General features: G+C 67.3%; 16 protein-coding genes and 3 tRNA genes. 12 read left to right on the top strand and 7 right to left on the bottom strand.

What is annotated here, in order from left to right; translation table 11 throughout:
- The first annotated feature begins 90 nt into the window (after positions 1–90).
- The 7 genes from E7811_RS00270 to E7811_RS00245 all read left to right on the top strand — a co-directional run bounded on the left by E7811_RS00270 (position 91) and on the right by E7811_RS00245 (position 6,845).
- A complete protein-coding gene (locus E7811_RS00270; RefSeq protein ID WP_136392614.1) occupies positions 91–936 on the top strand; it encodes a MurR/RpiR family transcriptional regulator in 846 nt (281 codons plus the stop codon).
- Positions 937–1,030: 94 nt separating this feature from the next.
- On the top strand, positions 1,031–2,938 hold the full coding sequence (locus tag E7811_RS00265) for a bifunctional 5-dehydro-2-deoxygluconokinase/5-dehydro-2-deoxyphosphogluconate aldolase (RefSeq protein ID WP_136392613.1): 1,908 nt from the start codon (positions 1,031–1,033) through the stop codon (positions 2,936–2,938).
- Positions 2,935–4,767: a 3D-(3,5/4)-trihydroxycyclohexane-1,2-dione acylhydrolase (decyclizing) gene (iolD, locus tag E7811_RS00260; protein WP_136392612.1), complete on the top strand. Its 1,833-nt coding sequence runs from the start codon at positions 2,935–2,937 to the stop codon at positions 4,765–4,767. The genes E7811_RS00265 and iolD overlap by 4 nt, the downstream gene beginning before the upstream one ends.
- A 14-nt stretch (positions 4,768–4,781) precedes the next feature.
- On the top strand, positions 4,782–5,684 hold the full coding sequence (gene iolE / locus E7811_RS00255) for a myo-inosose-2 dehydratase (RefSeq protein WP_136392611.1): 903 nt from the start codon (positions 4,782–4,784) through the stop codon (positions 5,682–5,684).
- A 24-nt stretch (positions 5,685–5,708) separates the two neighbouring features.
- A complete protein-coding gene (locus tag E7811_RS17845; RefSeq protein WP_168732887.1) occupies positions 5,709–5,882 on the top strand; it encodes a hypothetical protein in 174 nt (57 codons plus the stop codon).
- Positions 5,879–6,691, top strand: a complete 813-nt coding sequence (gene iolB / locus E7811_RS00250; protein WP_136392610.1) for a 5-deoxy-glucuronate isomerase — start codon at positions 5,879–5,881, stop codon at positions 6,689–6,691. Before E7811_RS17845 ends, iolB begins: the two co-directional genes overlap by 4 nt.
- 78 nt (positions 6,692–6,769) lie before the next feature.
- Positions 6,770–6,845: transfer RNA gene (locus tag E7811_RS00245), tRNA-Val, on the top strand.
- Positions 6,846–6,901: 56 nt separating this feature from the next.
- On the opposite strand, the gene E7811_RS00240 is transcribed toward E7811_RS00245, so the two are convergent.
- The 4 genes from E7811_RS00240 to E7811_RS00225 all read right to left on the bottom strand — a co-directional run bounded on the left by E7811_RS00240 (position 6,902) and on the right by E7811_RS00225 (position 12,802).
- The gene (locus E7811_RS00240; protein ID WP_136392609.1) at positions 6,902–8,113 is read right to left on the bottom strand and encodes an efflux RND transporter periplasmic adaptor subunit; all 1,212 of its coding nucleotides are present in this window, start codon (positions 8,111–8,113) and stop codon (positions 6,902–6,904) included.
- Positions 8,114–8,122: 9 nt separating this feature from the next.
- Positions 8,123–10,483: an ABC transporter permease gene (locus E7811_RS00235; RefSeq protein ID WP_246020141.1), complete on the bottom strand. Its 2,361-nt coding sequence runs from the start codon at positions 10,481–10,483 to the stop codon at positions 8,123–8,125.
- Entirely contained in the window at positions 10,480–11,202 is a 723-nt protein-coding gene (locus E7811_RS00230; protein WP_136392607.1) for an ABC transporter ATP-binding protein, read from the bottom strand. The genes E7811_RS00235 and E7811_RS00230 overlap by 4 nt, the downstream gene beginning before the upstream one ends.
- A gap of 76 nt (positions 11,203–11,278) precedes the next feature.
- Positions 11,279–12,802: a trimethylamine methyltransferase family protein gene (locus tag E7811_RS00225; RefSeq protein ID WP_136392606.1), complete on the bottom strand. Its 1,524-nt coding sequence runs from the start codon at positions 12,800–12,802 to the stop codon at positions 11,279–11,281.
- 221 nt (positions 12,803–13,023) lie between these two features.
- On the opposite strand from E7811_RS00225, the gene E7811_RS00220 reads away from it, so the two are divergent.
- The 3 genes from E7811_RS00220 to E7811_RS00210 all read left to right on the top strand — a co-directional run bounded on the left by E7811_RS00220 (position 13,024) and on the right by E7811_RS00210 (position 14,248).
- Positions 13,024–13,962 (top strand): pirin family protein, encoded by a 939-nt coding sequence (locus E7811_RS00220; RefSeq protein WP_136392605.1) that lies wholly within the window; start codon positions 13,024–13,026, stop codon positions 13,960–13,962.
- A gap of 97 nt (positions 13,963–14,059) precedes the next feature.
- Positions 14,060–14,136, top strand: a tRNA-Asp gene (locus E7811_RS00215).
- A gap of 35 nt (positions 14,137–14,171) precedes the next feature.
- Positions 14,172–14,248 (top strand) — tRNA-Asp (locus E7811_RS00210).
- Between the two features lie 192 nt (positions 14,249–14,440).
- Here E7811_RS00210 and E7811_RS00205 read toward each other — a convergent pair.
- The gene (locus tag E7811_RS00205; protein WP_136392604.1) at positions 14,441–14,749 is read right to left on the bottom strand and encodes a putative quinol monooxygenase; all 309 of its coding nucleotides are present in this window, start codon (positions 14,747–14,749) and stop codon (positions 14,441–14,443) included.
- A 125-nt stretch (positions 14,750–14,874) separates the two neighbouring features.
- Between E7811_RS00205 and E7811_RS00200 the strand changes: the two genes are divergently transcribed.
- On the top strand, positions 14,875–15,096 hold the full coding sequence (locus E7811_RS00200) for an RND transporter (protein WP_136392603.1): 222 nt from the start codon (positions 14,875–14,877) through the stop codon (positions 15,094–15,096).
- 12 nt (positions 15,097–15,108) lie between these two features.
- Here E7811_RS00200 and E7811_RS00195 read toward each other — a convergent pair whose 3' ends face one another.
- Together E7811_RS00195 and E7811_RS00190 are read right to left on the bottom strand one after the other, a co-directional pair.
- Positions 15,109–15,528, bottom strand: a complete 420-nt coding sequence (locus tag E7811_RS00195; protein WP_211092074.1) for a GNAT family N-acetyltransferase — start codon at positions 15,526–15,528, stop codon at positions 15,109–15,111.
- A gap of 68 nt (positions 15,529–15,596) precedes the next feature.
- Entirely contained in the window at positions 15,597–16,982 is a 1,386-nt protein-coding gene (locus E7811_RS00190) for a M20/M25/M40 family metallo-hydrolase (RefSeq protein WP_136392601.1), read from the bottom strand.
- Positions 16,983–17,374: 392 nt separating this feature from the next.
- Here E7811_RS00190 and hemA point away from each other — a divergent pair, with 392 nt between their 5' ends.
- Positions 17,375–18,604 carry a 5-aminolevulinate synthase gene (hemA, locus tag E7811_RS00185; protein WP_136392600.1) on the top strand — a complete coding sequence of 410 codons (1,230 nt, stop codon included), beginning with the start codon at positions 17,375–17,377 and terminating at the stop codon, positions 18,602–18,604.
- Positions 18,605–18,658: the final 54 nt, after the last annotated feature.

Below are 18,658 nucleotides of genomic sequence, written 5' to 3'. Positions count from 1 at the left end.
GGTCGCGTCGGTCGGTTGACGAGTAAATGGAATTTTCGTTCCAAACCGGCTATGCTGAGGCCGGGACCGGAACAGAGGGGCAGGCACAGGATGGACGATCAGGAAACCGCAGACCGCGCCCCGACCACGGTCGAGGAATTCCACGAACGCCTTGCCGCGCTGGCCGATCGCCTGCCCAAACGCCTTCGCCAATGTGCCGAATACATCGGGGCGAACGCGGATCGAATCGCCGTCTCGACCGTCGCGGAACTGGCTGCCGGGGCCGATGTGCCCCCGTCCGCCGTCATGCGCTTTTGCCAGATTGTTGGTTTTTCCGGCTTTTCCGAGATGCAGCGCCTGTTCCGCGAGGCCTACGCGCCGGTCTGGCCGGATTATGCGACGCGGCTTCAGGCATTGAAGGAAAAGGACGCCGGAAGCCCCGCGGCGCTTCTGGGGGAATTCATCGAGGCGGGCAGGCTGTCGCTTGAGGCGCTGGCGCAATCGGCCGACGAGGCGGTGCTGAACCGGGCGGTTTCCGTGCTTTCGCATGTGAACACGGTGCATGTCGTTGGCTTCCGCCGGGCCTTTCCGGTTGCCAGCTATCTGGCCTATGTCTTTGAAAAGATGTCTGTTCCTTCGATGCTGCATGACGGCCTGGGGCAGATGACGCATCGCGGCGCGCTTCGTCCGGGGGATGGCCTGCTGGCAATCACCTTCCCGCCCTATTCCAGGGAAACCCTGTCGCTGGCCGAGGACGCGCGCGCGCGCGGCCTTGCCGTCGTGGCGCTGACCGACCGGCTTTCCAGCCCGCTGGCCACGCTTTCGGATGCGGTCGTCCCGGTGCCCGAGGTCGATTTCGGGTCGTTCCGGTCCCTTTCGGCCACGATCGCGGTGGCGATGGCGCTGGCCGTGGCCATCGGCACGCGGCGCGGCGACGGGGAAAACGCGCGCCCCTGACGAAAACGCTTTCCTGTCGCCCGAAAATGGAATAAAAATTCCAAAATCTCCGGGGCGACCTTCGCGGTCCTGTCCGGGGCGAAGGGGAGGCTGCATGAAATCGCTTGATGTCATCACGATCGGCCGTTCGTCGGTGGACCTTTATGGCGCGCAGGTCGGCGGGCGGCTGGAGGATATGGGATCGTTCCAGAAGTACATTGGCGGCAGCCCGACCAACATGGCAGCAGGCACCGCGCGGCTTGGCCTGAGATCGGCGTTGATTACCCGCGTCGGCGACGAACACATGGGCCGCTTCATCCGCGAGGAACTGGCGCGCGAGGGCGTGGACGTGCGCGGCGTCAAGACCGATCCCGAGCGGCTGACGGCGCTGGTCCTGCTGGGGATTCGCGACGACAAGCAGTTTCCGCTGATCTTCTACCGCGAGAACTGCGCCGACATGGCGCTGTGCGAGGAGGACATCGACGAGGGTTTCATCGCCGAGGCGCGCGCCGTCGTGGCGACCGGCACCCACCTGTCGCATCCCCGGACCGAGGCGGCGGTCCTGAAGGCGCTGGACCTAGCGCGCAAGCACGGGCTTCAGACCGCGCTCGACATCGATTACCGGCCGAATCTCTGGGGGCTGTCCGGCCACGGCGACGGCGAGAACCGATTCATCGCAAGCGCCGCCGTCACCGCCAAGCTGCAATCCACGCTGCACCTGTTCGATCTGATCGTCGGCACCGAAGAGGAATTCCACATCGCCGGCGGCTCGACCGACACCATCGCCGCCCTGCGCGCGGTCCGTGCCGTCAGCGGCGCGACGCTGGTCTGCAAGCGCGGGCCGATGGGGGCGGTGGCCTTTGCCGGCGACATTCCCGACACGCTGGACGAAGGCCAGTCCGGCCCCGGCTTCCCGATCGAGGTCTTCAACGTGCTTGGCGCGGGCGACGGGTTCATGTCGGGGCTGCTGAAGGGCTGGCTCGACGGTGAACCCTGGCCGGTCGCGCTGACCTATGCCAATGCCTGCGGGGCCTTCGCGGTATCCCGTCACGGCTGCACCCCCGCCTATCCCAGCTGGGAAGAGTTGCAGTTTTTCCTGCGTCGCGGCGTGATGACGCCCGCGCTGCGCAAGGATGCGGAACTGGAACAGATCCACTGGTCCACGAACCGTCATGGCGACTGGTCCACGATGCGGGTCTTCGCCTTCGATCACCGGATGCAGCTTGAGGCGATGGAGGGCGCCACGCCCGACCGGATCGGCGCCTTCAAGGGCCTGTGCCTTGACGCGGCCCTGCGGGTGGCGGGCGGAAGGCCGGGCCACGGCATCCTGTGCGACAGCAGATTGGGACGCGCGGCGCTGCACCGCGCGGCGGGCACCGGGCTCTGGGTCGGGCGGCCGGTGGAATGGCCGGGTTCGCGCCCGCTGACGCTGGAACCCGAAATCGGCCCCGATTTCGGCGGGCTGTCCGAATGGCCGCTGGGGCATGTCGTCAAGGTGCTGTGCTTCTACCACCCCGACGACAGCGCCGAGATGAAGGCCGAACAGGAGGCGATCGTCACGCGGCTGTTCCACGCTGCGCGGCGCAACCGTCTGGAATTCCTGCTTGAGGTCATCCCCTCGAAGGTCGGCCCGGTCGGGGATGACACCACCGCCCGCGTGATCCAGCGGTTCTATGATCTGGGCGTCTTCCCCGACTGGTGGAAACTGGAACCCTTCGCCACCGATGCCGCCTATGCCGAAGCTTGCGCCGCGATCCTCAGGAACGATCCGCACACGCGCGGCGTGGTCGTCCTTGGGCTCGACGCGCCGGAAGAGGCGCTGGTCGCCTCGCTGGAACGGGCGGCGGCGCATCCGCTGGTCAAGGGGTTCGCCATCGGGCGCACCATCTTTGGCGAGGCCGCGCGCGGCTGGCTCAGGGGCGATCTGGACGATGCCGAGGCGGTCGCCATGATGGCCGCCAACTATGAAAGGATGTGTCGCGTCTGGGACATGGCGCGATCCCGGAAAGGACTTGCCGCATGACCACGATCCGATTGACCGCAGCCCAGGCGATGGTGCGCTGGCTGGCCGCGCAGAAGACCGAAACCGGCGAGACGTTTCTTGCCGGATGCTGGGCGATCTTTGGCCACGGCAACGTGGCGGGCCTGGGCGAGGCGCTTCAGGCTGCGGGCGATGCCTTTCCCACCTTCCGGGGGCAGAACGAACAGTCGATGGCCCATGCCGCCATCGCCTATGCCAAGCAGCTTGGCCGCGCCCGCGCGATGGCGGTGACCTCGTCGATCGGGCCGGGCGCCACGAACATGGTGACGGCGGCGGCGCTGGCGCATGTGAACCGCCTGCCGGTCCTGTTCATCCCCGGTGATGTCTTCGCCAACCGTGGCCCCGATCCGGTGCTGCAACAGATCGAGGATTTCGCCGACGGGACCGTCAGCGCGAATGACTGCTTCCGCCCCGTCAGCCGCTATTTCGACCGGATCACGCGGCCCGAACAGTTGCTGACCGCACTGCCGCGCGCCCTGCGGGTGATGACCGATCCGGCCGATTGCGGCCCGGTGACACTGGCCTTCTGCCAGGATGTGCAGGCCGAAGCCTTCGACTGGCCCGAGGCCTTCTTTGCCGAACGGGTCTGGCGTCTGCGGCGGGTGCAGCCCGATCCGGTCGAACTGGATGCGGTCGCGGGGCTTCTGCGCACGGCGCGCCAGCCGGTCATCGTGGCGGGCGGCGGGGTGCATTACGCCTTTGCCACCGATGCGCTGCGCGAATTTGCCGAACGCCACGGGATTGCTGTCGTGGAAACCCAGGCGGGCAAGTCCGCCTTGCCGTGGGACCATCCGCTGAACCTGGGTCCGGTCGGGGTGACGGGGGCATCCAGCGCCAACGCGCTCTGCGAGACGGCGGACGTGATCCTGGGGGTCGGCACGCGGTTTCAGGATTTCACCACCGGAAGCTGGGCGCTGTTCAAGAACCCCGCCCGCCGTCTGATCAGCCTGAACGTCAACGCCTATGATGCGGTGAAGCACGGGGCGGTGCCGCTCTGTGCCGATGCGATGGTGGGGCTTCAGGCGCTTGGTCAGGCGCTTGGCGCGCAGCGCTTTGTCGAACCCGATCCGCGGCTCAAGGCGGATTGGTTCGCCGCCGTTGACCCGCTGTGTGCCGCACCGGGCGAGGGCAACGCGCTGGCCACCGACCAGCAGGTGATCGGCGCGGTGCAGCGTGCCGCGGGCCCCGACACGGTGGTGATGTGCGCGGCCGGCACCATGCCGGGCGAGTTGCACAAGCTGTGGAAGGCCACGCGCCCGATGTCCTATCACATGGAATACGGCTATTCCTGCATGGGATACGAAATTGCGGGCGCCATGGGGATCAAGATGGCCGAGACCGACCGCGATGTGATCTGCATGGTGGGCGACGGCAGCTACATGATGATGAACAGCGAAATGGCGACTGCCGCCATGCTGGGCGTTCGCTTCACCGTCGTCATCACCGACAACCGTGGCTACGGCTGCATCAACCGCCTGCAGATGGGCACCGGCGGGGCCGAGTTCAACAACCTCTACGCCCATGCCCGCGTCGCCCGTCAGCCGCGGATCGATTTTGCCGCCCATGCCGCCGCGATGGGGGCCGAGGCGGTGAAGGTCGCCAGCGTGGCCGAGCTTGAGGCCGCGCTTGCCCGCCGCGCCGGGGTCGATGGCCCCTATGTGATCGTGATCGACACCGATCCCTATCCCTCGACCCCGCACGGGGGCCACTGGTGGGATGTGGCGGTGCCCGAGGTCAGCGCGCGCAAGGAAGTTGCCGCGGCGCGCGAAAAATATGAAGAAAAAACGTCCAGCCAATGGCTTGGACACTGAACATAAGGTGATACATGATCCTTTTCGGCACCAACCCCATCGCTTGGGCCAATGACGACGACCAGACCATCGGCGCCGATATCCCCACCGCCCGCATCCTCGACGAGGCCGGGCGGCAGATCGGCTTTGACGGGATCGAGAATGGCCATCGCTGGCCGGACGACCCCGAGGAATTGCGTTCCTTGTTGGGCTCTTACGGGTTGAAGTTCATTGGTGGATGGTATTCGACGAACCTTCTGATCCGGTCGGTCGAAGAAGAAATCGCTGCCTGCCGGCACCATCTGGCGAAGCTGAAGCACAACGGCTGCACGGTCTTCATCGCCTGCGAAACGTCGAACGCCATCCACGGCGATCCGGCGCGGCCCGTGAACGACCGGCCGCGACTGTCGCCGGCGGAAATGACGGCCTTCTGCGAAAGGCTTGAGGCGTTTTCGGCCCATATCGCATCCGAAGGGCTGACGCTGGTCTATCACCACCACATGGGCACGATCATCGAAAGCCCCGAAGAGATCGACGCGCTGATGGCGAACACCGGCCCGCATACGCATCTTCTGTTCGATGCGGGGCATTGCGCCTTCGGGGGCGGCGATCCGGTGGCGGTGCTGACCCGGCATGTCGCGCGGGTCCGGCATTTCCATGCCAAGAACATCCGTCCCGATGTCGTCGCCAGGGTGCGTGCGGAAGGGCTTTCCTTCCTGCAGGGTGTGGTGGCCGGCGCCTTCACCGTGCCGGGCGACCAGGAAGGCGCGGTCGACTTCGGGCCGCTGCTGAAGATCCTTGCGGGCGCGGGATATGACGGCTGGATCGTGATCGAGGCCGAACAGGACCCCAAGGTGCGCAACCCGCTTCTGTATCAGACGCTGGGTCTGGCCACGCTGAAGCGTCTTGCGCGCGAGGCGGGGCTTGGCACGGCGTGACGACTGCGGCAGGATCGGCCCGTCATGCTGAATCCCGACTGGCCCCTTGCCATCCGCCTTCTGGTCGTCGCGCTTGCGATCGCCGCGGCGGCCCTGTCCTTCGCCAACGGCTCCGTCCTCTTCGGGGCCATTTTCACGGGTGTCCTGGGCTGGGTGTTCAACGCCCTGTTCATGCGCCCGCCCGGAGATGACACATGACGCTTCTGCGCCGCCCCGTGGCCGATCACGGCAAGGTCCATGACATCACGCCCGAAACGGCCGGGTGGGGCTATGTTGGCTTTGGCCTTTACCGGCTGAAACCGGGCGAGGCGGCCGCCGAGCCGACCGGCGACCGCGAGGTGATCCTTGTCCTGGTCGAGGGCAAGGCCCATGTCACCGCTGCCGGGCAGGACTGGGGTGAGATGGGCGACCGGATGGACGTGTTCGAACGCACCCCGCCGCATTGCCTCTATGTCCCGAACGGGCAGGACTGGCAGGCGGTGGCCACCACCGATTGCACGCTGGCGGTCTGTTCCGCGCCCGGAAAGGGCGGCCATCCCGCGCGCCGCCTTGGCCCCGAGGGGATCGAACTTACCCCGCGCGGGCAGGGCGCAAACACGCGCCATATCAACAACATCGCCATGGAGGCGCGCGAGGTCGCCGACAGCCTTCTGGTGACCGAGGTCTTTACCCCGAACGGCAACTGGTCGTCCTATCCCAGCCACCGGCACGACGAAGATGATTTTCCCCGGATGACCTATCTGGAGGAAAGCTATTACCACCGCCTGAACCCGGCACAGGGCTTCGGCATCCAGCGGGTCTATACCGAGGATGGCAGCCTCGATGAAACGATGACCGTGAAGAACCACGATGTGGTTCTGGTTCCGAAGGGCCATCACCCCTGTGGCGCGCCATATGGCTATGACATGTATTACCTGAACGTCATGGCGGGACCCCTGCGCAAGTGGCGGTTCCAGAACGATCCCGACCATGACTGGATCTTCCGCCGCGACAATCCCGGCGCCTGACCGGCCAGGCCAAAGGGGGGCCGCAGGCGGGTGCGCAAGCCTTGCGGTGCGGCCAAGCCTGCGGTAATCAGCGGCGAGGGGTGATTAGCTCAGTTGGTAGAGCGCTTCGTTTACACCGAAGATGTCGGCGGTTCGAGTCCGTCATCACCCACCATCTAATCCATGAAAGACAATGGGTTGCGGGGAAGTTCTCACGCGGTTTCGTGGGCTTCACCCCTGTCGTTCGGTGATGGTGGCCCCGTCGGTCAGGGTGCTGGCCGGGTAGATTACCACCTCGTCCCCTTCGGCCAGCCCCTCGACGATCTCGGCCCAGCCTTCGGACTGGCGGCCCACGGTGACGGGGGTCAGGCTTGCCCGCCCGTCGCGGCGGACGAAGGCGGCCCAGCCATCCCCCTGCCGGAACAGCGCGGCCTGCGGGACCTGAAGCAGGTTTTCCGCCTCCCAGACGATCAGGCGCACATGCACGCGGAAGCCTTCGCCAAGGCCGGGACGCGCCTCGGGCGGGGTCAGAAGATCAAGCCACAGCCGGACCCGCTGTTCCTCGATTCCGAGCGCCGAGATGCGGGTGAAGGCGGCCGGGTCGATCCGCCGCAGCCGCGCCTCAAGGATGCCCTCGCCGCCCCAGCGGTCGATTTCGGCCCGCGCGCCCGGCGGCACCTGCACGGCATCGGTGGACAGAAGATCCAGCTCGATCTCCATGTCGTCGAGGTCGCCGAGCGTCAGCAACGGTGCCCCGGCCTGCACAAGCCGCGCGCTTTCGTCGGCGACCTCCAGCACGATGCCGCCCTGCGGGGCAAGGATGCGCAGGCAACATTCCGCGCCATCGGCAAAGGGGATCGTGGTGCCTCCGGGGCCCAGCAGTTGCGCCTGCGCCCGCAGAAGCGCCGCGCGGTTCAGGTCAAGCTGCGATTGCGCGGCGGCCAGCGTCTGGCCCGCGGTTTCGAACCGCGCCGCAAGGTCATCGAGCATGCTTTGCGGGATGGTGCCGCGCGCCGCCAGCGCCTTGCCGCGTTCGTATTCCTGCGTCGCATGGGCCAGCGCGGTTTCCGCCTGGCGGCGGTTCGTGTCGGCCAGGGCGACGGCGGCTTCGGCCTCGGCAACGGCGGCTTCGGCCTGGGCGCGGCTGCGGGCGTCCATGAAGGCGGGGTCGGGGGGGCGGATCTCGGCCACAACGGTTTCGCCCGCGATGACGGGATCACCCACCTCGACCGGCGACCGGGCAAGCGTGCCGGTGATCGGCGCGGTGATCGCGTAGGGTTCGCGCACCCGCGTCACGCCCTGCGCGGCAAGCACCCCCTGCATCGGTCCGCGTTCGGCCTGTGCAAGATCCACCTGCACCGGCTGCGGCCAGAGCGCCCAGACCAGCGTGCCAAGAAGGCCCGCAGCCGCCGTTGCCATTCCGGCCCTGCGCAATGCCGACATCCGACCCTCCTATTCCCGCGCCTTCAGCGCGGTCGTCATTTCCATTTGGTCCAGCCGTCGCCGGACCACCATAACTGACCCGAGCGCGGCCAGAAACACCGCCATTGCCGCCAGCGCATAGGTGCGTCTTGTGACAAGGAAGGGGATCTGGATCAGATCGGTCGACATCGCCCCCACCAGCCCCCTGGCAAGGCCGTGGCCCGCAATCCAGCCAAGCGGGATCGCCAGCAGCGTCAGCAGCATCATCTCGCCCACCAGTACGAAGGCGACCTCGGCCCTGGTGAAGCCCAGAACACGGAGCGTCGCCAGTTCGTGGCGGCGTTCCGAAAGCTGGATGCGCGCGGCGTTATAGACGACGCCGATCGCGATCAGCACCCCGATCAGCGTGTAGATCGCCACCATCGTCAGAAGGTTCTCGCTGAGTGTGGCGTCGAACTGGCGGCGCACCTCGGACCAGTCGGCAAGACCCGCAACGGCCGGGGTTTCCTTGATCGTGGCGTTCAGGCGCGCCATCGCCTGCGGATCGACGGCAAGGTGGATCATGTTCACCTGCGGCGCCACCTGCATCGCCCGGAACAGCGCCGGTGCCGCGATATGGGCCTCTTGCCCCATGCCCTGCGCGATGATCGCCGTCACCGGCAGGGTCAGCACCTCGCGCGGGGGGGCAAGCATCTCGACCCGAAGCAGGTCGCCCCGGCGCAGGTCCAGCGCGCGGGCCAGCATCTCGGGCAGGACCAGCCCGCGATCGGGCAGCGGCACGACGCGGCCTTCGTCGTCGATCAGCCGCGCCAGTTCCGCGCCCTCGAAATGCGCCTGCAATGCCGTCAGCCGCGAACGGTGGCCGTGGATCAGGCGCACGGGCATGCCAAAGCCGCCCTCGGCGCGGTGCACGCCGGGCAGGGCGAGCGCATCCATGAGGGCCGCCTCGCCCTTCGCCTGCGACAGGCTCAGCGTGACCTGCTGGCGGTTGGCCTGGGCAAAGACGCTGTCGGCCAGGCGGTCGACGGAATCGAACATGAAATAGGACATCACCAGCACCGCGACCGAGGCCGCGACCCCAAGCCCGGTGACGGCGGCGCGCCCCGGCCAGCGCAGGATCGACCGGAAGATCATCATCGTCGTCTGCCGCAGCCCCAGCCGCGACAGGACCCGGTCGGTCGCGCTTTGCGCAAAGCGGGGCGGGGCGGGGGGAAGCATCGCCTCGGCCGGGGGCAACCGCATTGAGGCCCAGACCGCGCGCCCGGCCCCCACAAGCACCGTCGCAAGCCCCAGAAGCGCGGACACCGCCAACGCCCCGCTGCCGAAATCGCGGATGATGAAGGGAAAGCGGAAGTAATCGCCGTAAAGCCCGATCATCGCGTCGGCGATCCACCAGCCGAAGCCCCATCCGAGCGCGACGCTGATGACGCCGATCAGCAGCGCCAGCTTGAGGTAATGCGCGGCGATCTCGGCCCGGCTGTAGCCGATCGCCTTTAGAAGCCCGATCTGCGTCCGCTCCAGCGCGATCAGGCGTCCCAGAACCATGTTCACCAGAAAGCCCGCGACGATCAGGAAGATCGGCGGCATGTAGGCGGCCATCACGCCAAGCTGCTGCATCTCGCCATCCAGGAAGGCGTGCGACATCTGCCGGTCGCGGCCATGGGCGCCGGTCCCGCCATAGGGCTCCAGAAGCCGGTCGAGCGCCGCGATCACCGCCCGTTCGTCCGCCCCCCGCGCCAGCCGCAGGCTCAGGTCGTTGACCGCGCCCGTCATGTCGGCGGCCGAGGCGGCGGCGGGTTCGGTCATCCAGATCAGGCCGAAGCGGCGGTCATCGGGCATCATCGACCCGGGCGCGATGGTGTAGACGAATTCCGGGCTCAGAACCCATCCCGTCACCTCAAGCTCACGCAACTGGCCGTTCAGGACCGCGCGGAAGGTCCGGCCGGGAACAAGTCCATGCGCCTCGGCGAAAGGTTCGTTCAGCGCGACCTCGGCCGCGCGGTCGGGCAGGGGCAGCCGGCCCCGGCGCACCAGCGGCAGGTTCAGCGCCGGGCCCTCGGGGGAAAGCGACAGGATGCGCGCCGTCGCCGGTTCGGCCATTCCGGCAATGTCGAGAACCGCCTGAAAGGCGATCCGGCCCTCGGCCCGGGCCACGCCGTCGATCTGTTCGGCCGCCTCGACGATCGAGGCGGGCGCGCGCGTGGCCCCGGCAAAGACATCGGCAAAGCGGTGCCTGTCGTAATAGGCGCTGCGGCTTTCCTCGAGCGTGGCCTGCGTGGCCTGCGCGCCCACCAGCACCATGATCCCGCAGCCCATCACCAGCGCGATGGCCAGAACCTGCGGCCAGAGCCGCCCCAGTTCGCGCATCATCTTGCGGTCCAGCGCCGTCACCAGCTGACCTCCGCCGGCAAGACGCGGGCTGCGTTGCGTTCGTCGCGCACCACCTTGCCGTCGGCCAGCACGATCACCCGATGTGCGATGCGCTGGATCGCGGCGTTGTGGGTGATCAGCACGGTGGCCGTTCCCAGATCGCGGTTCACCTCATAAAGCGCTTCCAGCACCTGCACGCCGGTCGCGCTGTCCAGCGCCCCGGTCGGTTCGTCGCACAGAAGCACGTCGGGCTGCTTGGCGATGGCGCGGGCGATGGCCACGCGCTGCTGTTCGCCGCCCGACAGCTCGGCTGGGAAGTGATCCATCCTGTGCGCCAGACCGACCCGCGCCAGCGCCTCTTCGGCGGGCATCGGGCGGCGGGCGATCTCGGTCACAAGGGCCACGTTTTCCCGCGCCGTCAGGCTTGGCACCAGATTGTAGAACTGGAAGACGAATCCCACATGGTCGCGCCGGTAGGCGGTCAGTTCCCGGTCGCTGGCGCGCGACAGGTCCTGACCACGGAAGAAGACACGCCCGCTTGTCGCAAGATCGAGCCCGCCAAGGATGTTGACCAGCGTCGACTTGCCCGACCCCGAGGCGCCCAGAAGGACCACCAGTTCGCCTTCCGCAAGCGTCAGGTCCACCCCGCGCAGCGCCCAGACATCCACCGCGCCGGTGCGATAGACGCGGGTCACGGCTTCAGTCCGGAAGACGGGAGGGGAATCTGGGCTTTCTGACATGGCCGAACCTCGCCCGACAGTGAACGCGGGTCGTTGACGCAGGTCAAGCGGCAGGCCGCGCCTTTCGCCTTCGGCTTCAGCCTTCGGGCGCGACGCCGCCCCTTCTGCGCCCTTCGGCGAGGTAGGGCGCCAGCCGTTCGGCCACACCCTCGCAGGCGGCGGGGGGTGTGAAGTCGGCCAGCACGCGCTGCCAGATCGCGGTGGCGCGCTGATCGGCGGTCAGGCTGCCGTTCTCGCGCCACTGGCCGTGGTTCGACAGATCGGCCACCAGCGGCGCATAGAAGGCGGTCTGGTAGCGTTCCATCGTGTGCTGCGCGGCAAAGAAATGCCCGCCCGGTTCGACCTCGGCAATCGCGTCATAGGCCAGCGCCGCCATGTCGGCGGGGGCCTTGCGGCAGAGTTCGGCCACCGTCTGAAGCGCCTCGATGTCGATGATGAATTTCTCGTAGCCGAAGGTCAGCCCGCCCTCCAGCCAGCCCGCCGCGTGGATCGTCACCGTGGCCTGCGCCAGAAGCGCCCCCCAGAGCGCCATCACCGTTTCCTGCGCGCCCTGCGCATCGGCCACGTTCGAGGCCGCCCCCGAGGCCGACCGCCACGGCAGGCCGATGTGGCGGGCAAGCTGGCCGGACCCGAGGTTCGCGCGGATGTGTTCGGGCGTGCCGAAGGCCGGTGCGCCGGATTTCATGTCCACATTCGAGGCAAAGCCGCCATAGGCCACCGGCGCGCCCGGCCGGGCAAGCTGCGCCAGCGTGATCCCGGCCAGCGCCTCGGCATGCTGCAGGACCAGCGCGCCCGCCATCGTGACCGGCGCCATCGCCCCGGCAAGGCAGAAGGGGGTGATCAGGCTCAACTGCCCGGCGCGGGCAAAGTCGATGATCCCGCGCGCCATCGGCACGTCAAGCTGGCGCGGCGAATTCGAGTTGATCACCGTCGTCGCCCAGACCCCGTCCTGAAACGCGGCCTCGTCAAGGTTGCGGGCCAGCCGGATCATCTCGAACGACTGTTCGACCTGCCCGCGCCCGCGCGCATAGACGAACAGCGGCTTGGTGCAATTGGTCAGCTGATCCTCCATCAGCGCGTAATGGCGCAGATCGGTCGGCACGTCCTGCGGTTCGGCGGACGGCCCGTGCATGTGGATCACGTCGAAGGATTGCTGAAGGCGCAGCGTCTCGACATAGGTTTCGCGCGACCCGGCGCGGCGGCCGCGCAGCCGGTCGGTGACATTGGGGCAGCCCGACCCCGCCTCAAGCAGCAGCGCGCCCGGCTCGAAGCGCTGTTCATGGCCGGGATCGGCGGCGCGCAGGCGGATCGACCGGGGCGCCGTGGCCAGCGCCGCCTCGACCATCTCGCGCCCGATGCGAACCATCTGGGCGCTGTCATCCACGATTGCACCGCCCGCCCGGTAAAGCGCGCGCGCCTCGTCCAGCAACACGCGGATGCCAAGGTTTTCCAGAACCCGCAGCGCGGTGTCGTGCATCGCCGCAACCTCGTCTTCCGAAAAGGTGCCCTGCGGCGCGAAAGGGTGGCGCAGGTGGCCATAGCCCGCGCGGGCGGGCACCTCGGACCGGTCGCGGCGGCGGTGGCGGTGCTGCGTGGTCATCGGGCGGGCCTTTCGCGAAAGCGGCGTTCGGCGCCAGCATGCAACGCCGGCCCCTGCGCTTCAATGGATGGCGTGAATTCCACCGCTGTTCCGGGGGCTTGCGCCGGGTGGGGCGCCCGATGTGCCCTCATGCACAAGACCCGTGCGGGGGGCGGGCCGGTTTCAAGGGTGAAAACCCACGGATCGGGGTTATCTTTTCGGGCAATGAAAGGATATGCGAGATGAGCTGGAACCCCGTTCTCGACCCGGAAATCCCGATCGGCGATGCCGTCGATGCCATTGAAACGGTCATCGTGGCCCGCGCCCGCGACCTTGGCGGGTTCGAGGTGCGCCGCGCGCTGCCCTCGGCCCGGCGGCAGATGGTGGGGCCGTTCATCTTCTTCGACCAGATGGGCCCGGCGGAGTTCCTGACGGGGCAGGGGATCGACGTGCGCCCGCACCCGCATATCGGGCTGGCGACCGTGACCTATCTGCTGAAGGGCAAGCTCCATCACCGCGACAGCCTGGGAACCGACATCTGGATCGAGCCCGGCGCGGTGAACCTGATGACGGCGGGGCACGGGATCACCCATTCCGAACGCACCGACGGCGATCTGCGCCACAGGCCGCATGCGATGTTCGGCCTGCAAAGCTGGATGGCCCTGCCCAAGGACGCCGAAGACGACCCGGCCGCCTTCCTGCATGCCGGGTCCGACCGGCTGCCGGTGCTGGAGGGCGAGGGAAAGTCCGTCCGCCTGATCCTCGGCTCGGCCTGGGGGGAAACGGTGCCTGTGCCGGTCGCCTCGGAAACCTTCTACGCCGACGCGACGCTGGCCCCCGGCGCCGCGCTGCCGCTGCCCGACAATCACGAGGACCGGGGCGTCTATGTCCTGACCGGCGAGGTCACGGTGGCCGGGCAGGGCTTCGGGCCGGGCCAGATGCTGGTGTTCCGGCCCGGCGACCGGATCAGCGTCAAGGCCGGCGCCGAGGGGGCACGGCTGATGCTGCTTGGCGGGGCCACGATGGACGGGCCCCGATACATCTGGTGGAACTTCGTCGCCTCTTCGCAGGAACGCATCGACGCCGCGCGCGAGGCATGGCGGGCGGGGGACTGGGCGCATGGCCGCTTCCGCCTTCCGCCCGAGGATGACGCCGAATTCATTCCCGCGCCACTGCGCTGAACGACGGGGTGAAAAATCGCGTCGCGGGCGCTTGACGTCCCCCCAAGGGATGCGTAAACACCCCCCACGTTCGGTCCTTGGGCCGGGCAGCAGACGCGCGGTTGTAGCTCAGTCGGTTAGAGTACCGGCCTGTCACGCCGGGGGTCGCGGGTTCGAGCCCCGTCAACCGCGCCACTGCCTGCCCATACACAGACCAGACGCCCCAATGCGCGGTTGTAGCTCAGTCGGTTAGAGTACCGGCCTGTCACGCCGGGGGTCGCGGGTTCGAGCCCCGTCAACCGCGCCACTTTCTTCCGCAAGGGCCGCCCACCGGGCGGCTGTTCGCTTTACGCGGGGCTTCGAACGCCGGATGCGGATGCGGCCGCAGGCGATACGGTTATTGCCACAGGCGACACGGCAAGCGCCACTTGCGCGACCGGTTGCAGGATCACCCGTCCGTTCCGTCCGCCGTGACCGCCCGCCATGAACGGGGCCCGCTTCACATCCCCGTCACAACGAATTCCCGCCGGATCCCCGCCGTGGCCTTTCCCCAGAGTGAGGCGCGCGTTCGGGTCTGATGGGCGGTGAAGGCGGCGGGATCGGCGAAGGTTTCCTCGACCTGCCAGACCATCGGGTCCGCCGTCCCGGTCACCTCGAAAGACAGGCAACCGGGTTCCGCGCGGGTCAGGCGGATGTGTTCGGGCAGGTGGCGCAGCACCGTTTCCGCCTCGGCTTCGGTTGCACAGATCAGCCGGCCCGAAAGCCGGACCTCGCCGGATGTGGCCGTCCTGTCGGGGGTGGTTTCCATCGGTGATGTCCTTTCCGGGGTCATGTGCAGGGGCAGGGGACGCTGGTGCCAGTCCGGACGCTTCCGTCCAGGGGTTTCATATTCCTTACCGTGAATGTATAAGCGGGCCGAAACCGGAGACGCCCATGCAATTCCTCGACTCGCTGCCGTTGAACATCCTGATCCTCGCTTCGCTGACACTGGGCCTCGCGCCGTTCTTCCCCGAGCCGCATATCGTGGAAAAGCTCAGGATGCTGGCGCAGGGGCAACTGACAAAGCCAATCGACATCGGCGACCTTCTTATGCATGGCGCGCCCTGGGTCCTTCTGCTGGCCAAACTGGCGCGGATGGCGCTTGTCAAAGGATAGCGCCGGCCCGCATCAAAGCGGCATTCGATACCGGATATGGCCGTCGCTTTCGGTGAACCGGTCATAAAGCGCCCGCGCATCTGCGTTTGCGGCATCCGTGTTCCAGTAGAGCCGCCTCCACCCCCGGGCGCGGGCGATCCCGATCAGATCCTCGATCAGCGCGCGGGCCACGCCCCGGCGGCGGGCGTGCCCGGCGACGTAGAGGTCTTCGAGATAGCAGTCGCAGCCCTTCACCCAGGTCGAATCGTGATGGTGATGGATGGCGAACCCCGCCATCCGACCGTCAAGGAAAGCGAGCCGCGCCGACAGCCTGTTTTCGGGGTCCATCAGCCGCGCCCAGGTGTGATCCGTCACCTCCGGGTCAAGCGTGACGCCGTAATAGGCCAGAAACCCCGCCCAGAGGTCGCGCCAGCCCGCTTCATCGGCGGGCATGGCATCCCGGATCTCAAGACCGGGGGGGCCGGGGGGACCGGAGGGGCCGGGGCGGGACGCGATGTCGCTCATCCGGTCAGCCCGGCCAGAACCCGCGCCCAGGACCGGATCCCCTTGTGGAAGCATTCCAGATCGTATTTCTCGTTAGGGCTGTGGATCTGGTCATCGTCCCGGCCGAATCCCAGAAGCATCGCATCCATCCCCAGGATCGACTTGAAATAGCCCGCGATCGGGATCGACCCGCCGCAGCCGACATAGGCCGCAGGCCGCCCCCATTCCGCCGAAAGCGCCCGCCGTGCGGCATCGAAAGCCGGATGCCCGATCTGCATCTGCCCCGCAGGGCTGGCGCCGTGGTCCTGGAATTCGACGCTGCAATCGGGGGGAAGCTGGGCGCGCACCCAGTCGCGGAAATGGGTTCTCAGCGCCTGAGGGTCCTGCCCGCCCACCAGGCGGAAGCTGACCTTGGCATGGGCCTCGGAGGGCAGCACGGTCTTGAACCCGTCGCCGGTGTAGCCGCCCCAGATGCCGTTGATCTCGGCCGTCGGGCGCGACCAGATCATCTCGAGCGGCGTGCGGTCCTGTTCGCCCGCGGGCTGCGACAGGCCCACATCGCCCAGAAACCGCGCATGATCGAAGGCCAGCGCCTGCCACTGGGCGCGAATCTCGTCCGGCAGTTCCGTCACCCCGTCATAGAAATGCGGAATCGTGATGCGTCCGGCGGCATCATGCATGTTGGCCAGAATCCGCGACAGCACCCGGATCGGGTTGATCGCAGCCCCGCCATACATCCCCGAATGAAGGTCCTTCGACGGGCCGCGGATCGTGATCTCTTCGCCCAGGAGCCCCCGCAGCATGGTCACAATGGCGGGCGCGGTGTCCTGGAACAGGCCGGTGTCGCAGATCATCGCGATGTCCGCGCGCAATTCTTCGGCGTTCTCCTGCATGAACGGGATCAGCGAGGGCGACCCCGATTCCTCTTCGCCCTCAAGGAAGATCGTGATCCGGCAGGGCATCTCGCCGTGGACGGCCTTCCAGGCCCGCATCGCCTCGATGAAGGTCATCAGCTGGCCCTTGTCGTCGGAGGCGCCGCGCGCGCGGATCACCCGGCCCTTTGGCGTCTCCTGCAACTCGGGGTCGAACGGGTCGCGGTCCCACAGGGACAGCGGATCGACCGGCTGCACGTCGTAATGCCCGTAGAACAGGAAATGCGGCGTGGCACGGCCCTTCGGACCCTCGGCATGTGCGACCACCATCGGATGCCCTGGCGTCGGTCGGCTCGACGCGTCGAAGCCAAGCGATTTCAGGTCCTCGACCAGCCAGTCGGCGGCCCGGGCGCAGTCGGCCGCATAGGCCGGGTCGGTCGAGATCGACGGAATGCGCAAGAGCGCCATCAAACGGTCGAGCGCTTGGGGAAGATCGGCGTCGATACGGGTCAGAACGGGATCAAGCGTCATGCGGGCCTCCTTCGCAGCGGTGGCGCCACGCTAGCAGGTGGCACGGCACTGTCCAGACCGGCACTGTCCAGACCGGCGCTGCCCGGACCGGCGCTGGCAGCGGGCTCTGCCCCCCTCGCCGCCTGCGGCGGCTCACCCCCGGGATACTTGAGCCAGTGTGAAGCAAATTTGACTTAAAATGTCGTTCAACCTGAAGAAAATCCCCTCGGGGGGTGAATTTGGCGCAGCCAAACAGCGGGGCAGACAGCCCCCCTTGCCTTCGCCGGGGAACGGGGGCGGCAAATTGACCGATATTCGAGTCATGATTTGACCGATATCAAGGCAATGTGCAAAAGGGGGCGCTACCCCTGAACCCAGCCTGCCGGAGCGAACCCGGCGCAAGGGAGACTGAAATGGACTATTCCGCCGCTCTGGACGCCGCCCTCAACCGCCTGCACGAAGAGGGGCGTTACCGGACCTTCATCGACATCGAGCGCCGGCGCGGCCAGTTTCCCAATGCCGTCTGGAAGCGCCCCGACGGAAGCGAGAAGGCGATCACCGTCTGGTGCGGCAACGACTACCTGGGCATGGGCCAGCACCCCGAGGTTCTGGCCGCCATGCACGAGGCGCTGGATGCCACCGGCGCGGGGTCGGGCGGCACGCGCAACATCTCGGGCACGACGGTCTATCACAAGCGGCTCGAGGCCGAGATCGCCGATCTGCACCAGAAGGAAGCGGCGCTGATCTTTTCCTCGGCCTACATCGCCAATGACGCGACGCTGTCGACGCTGCGCACGATCTTTCCGGGGCTGATCATCTATTCCGACGCGCTGAACCACGCCTCGATGATCGAAGGCGTGCGGCGCGGAAACGGGCTGAAGCGGATCTTCCGGCACAATGACGTGGCGCATCTGCGTGAACTGATCGCCGCCGACGATCCGGCCGCGCCCAAGCTGATCGCCTTTGAATCGGTCTATTCGATGGATGGCGATTTCGGGCCGATCGCCGAAATCTGTGACGTCGCCGACGAATTCGGCGCGCTGACCTATCTGGATGAGGTTCATGCCGTTGGCATGTACGGCGCGCGGGGCGCCGGTGTGGCCGAACGCGACGGCGTGATGCACCGGCTCGACATCATCAACGCCACGATGGGCAAGGCCTTCGGGGTCTTTGGCGGCTATATCGCGGCCAGCGCAAAGATGGTGGATGCGATCCGGTCCTATGCGCCGGGCTTCATCTTCACCACCTCGCTGCCGCCGGTGGTGGCGGCAGGCGCGGCGGCCTCGATCCGCTTCCTGAAGGGCGAGGGCGGCGCCGCGCTGCGCGAGAAGCACCAGATGCATGCGAAGGTGCTGAAGATGCGGCTCAAGGCGCTTGGCCTGCCGATCATCGACCACGGCAGCCACATCGTTCCGGTCCATGTCGGCGATCCGGTGCATTGCAAGATGCTGTCGGACATGTTGCTGGAACAGTTCGGCGTCTATGTGCAGCCGATCAACTTCCCGACCGTGCCGCGGGGCACCGAACGGCTGCGCTTCACGCCCTCGCCGGTGCATGACCTGGGCGAGATCGACCGGCTGGTGAAGGCGATGGACAAGCTCTGGCAGCATTGTGCGCTGAATCGTGCCGAGGTCTCTGCCTGACGGGTTTCTGCGGATGCAAATCCCCTTGCCCTGTGCTAGTTTCTAACCAATAGA

Source organism: Aliigemmobacter aestuarii (assembly GCF_004799285.1).
GTDB classification, from domain to species: Bacteria; Pseudomonadota; Alphaproteobacteria; order Rhodobacterales; family Rhodobacteraceae; genus Aliigemmobacter; species Aliigemmobacter aestuarii.
Note: the sequence above shows the minus strand (reverse complement) of the source record. Positions and strands in the feature narration are given on the sequence as shown.

Coding starts and splice junctions, on each gene's coding strand:
- E7811_RS00240 (WP_136392609.1), bottom strand. CDS start 8,113: ATGTCGGCATTGCGCAGGGCCGGAATGGCAACGGCGGCTGCGGGCCTT.
- E7811_RS17845 (WP_168732887.1), top strand. CDS start 5,709: ATGCTGAATCCCGACTGGCCCCTTGCCATCCGCCTTCTGGTCGTCGCG.
- E7811_RS00200 (WP_136392603.1), top strand. CDS start 14,875: ATGCAATTCCTCGACTCGCTGCCGTTGAACATCCTGATCCTCGCTTCG.
- E7811_RS00230 (WP_136392607.1), bottom strand. CDS start 11,202: ATGTCAGAAAGCCCAGATTCCCCTCCCGTCTTCCGGACTGAAGCCGTG.
- hemA (WP_136392600.1), top strand. CDS start 17,375: ATGGACTATTCCGCCGCTCTGGACGCCGCCCTCAACCGCCTGCACGAA.
- E7811_RS00190 (WP_136392601.1), bottom strand. CDS start 16,982: ATGACGCTTGATCCCGTTCTGACCCGTATCGACGCCGATCTTCCCCAA.
- iolE (WP_136392611.1), top strand. CDS start 4,782: ATGATCCTTTTCGGCACCAACCCCATCGCTTGGGCCAATGACGACGAC.
- E7811_RS00220 (WP_136392605.1), top strand. CDS start 13,024: ATGAGCTGGAACCCCGTTCTCGACCCGGAAATCCCGATCGGCGATGCC.
- iolD (WP_136392612.1), top strand. CDS start 2,935: ATGACCACGATCCGATTGACCGCAGCCCAGGCGATGGTGCGCTGGCTG.
- iolB (WP_136392610.1), top strand. CDS start 5,879: ATGACGCTTCTGCGCCGCCCCGTGGCCGATCACGGCAAGGTCCATGAC.
- E7811_RS00265 (WP_136392613.1), top strand. CDS start 1,031: ATGAAATCGCTTGATGTCATCACGATCGGCCGTTCGTCGGTGGACCTT.
- E7811_RS00225 (WP_136392606.1), bottom strand. CDS start 12,802: ATGACCACGCAGCACCGCCACCGCCGCCGCGACCGGTCCGAGGTGCCC.
- E7811_RS00270 (WP_136392614.1), top strand. CDS start 91: ATGGACGATCAGGAAACCGCAGACCGCGCCCCGACCACGGTCGAGGAA.
- E7811_RS00195 (WP_211092074.1), bottom strand. CDS start 15,528: ATGCCCGCCGATGAAGCGGGCTGGCGCGACCTCTGGGCGGGGTTTCTG.
- E7811_RS00205 (WP_136392604.1), bottom strand. CDS start 14,749: ATGGAAACCACCCCCGACAGGACGGCCACATCCGGCGAGGTCCGGCTT.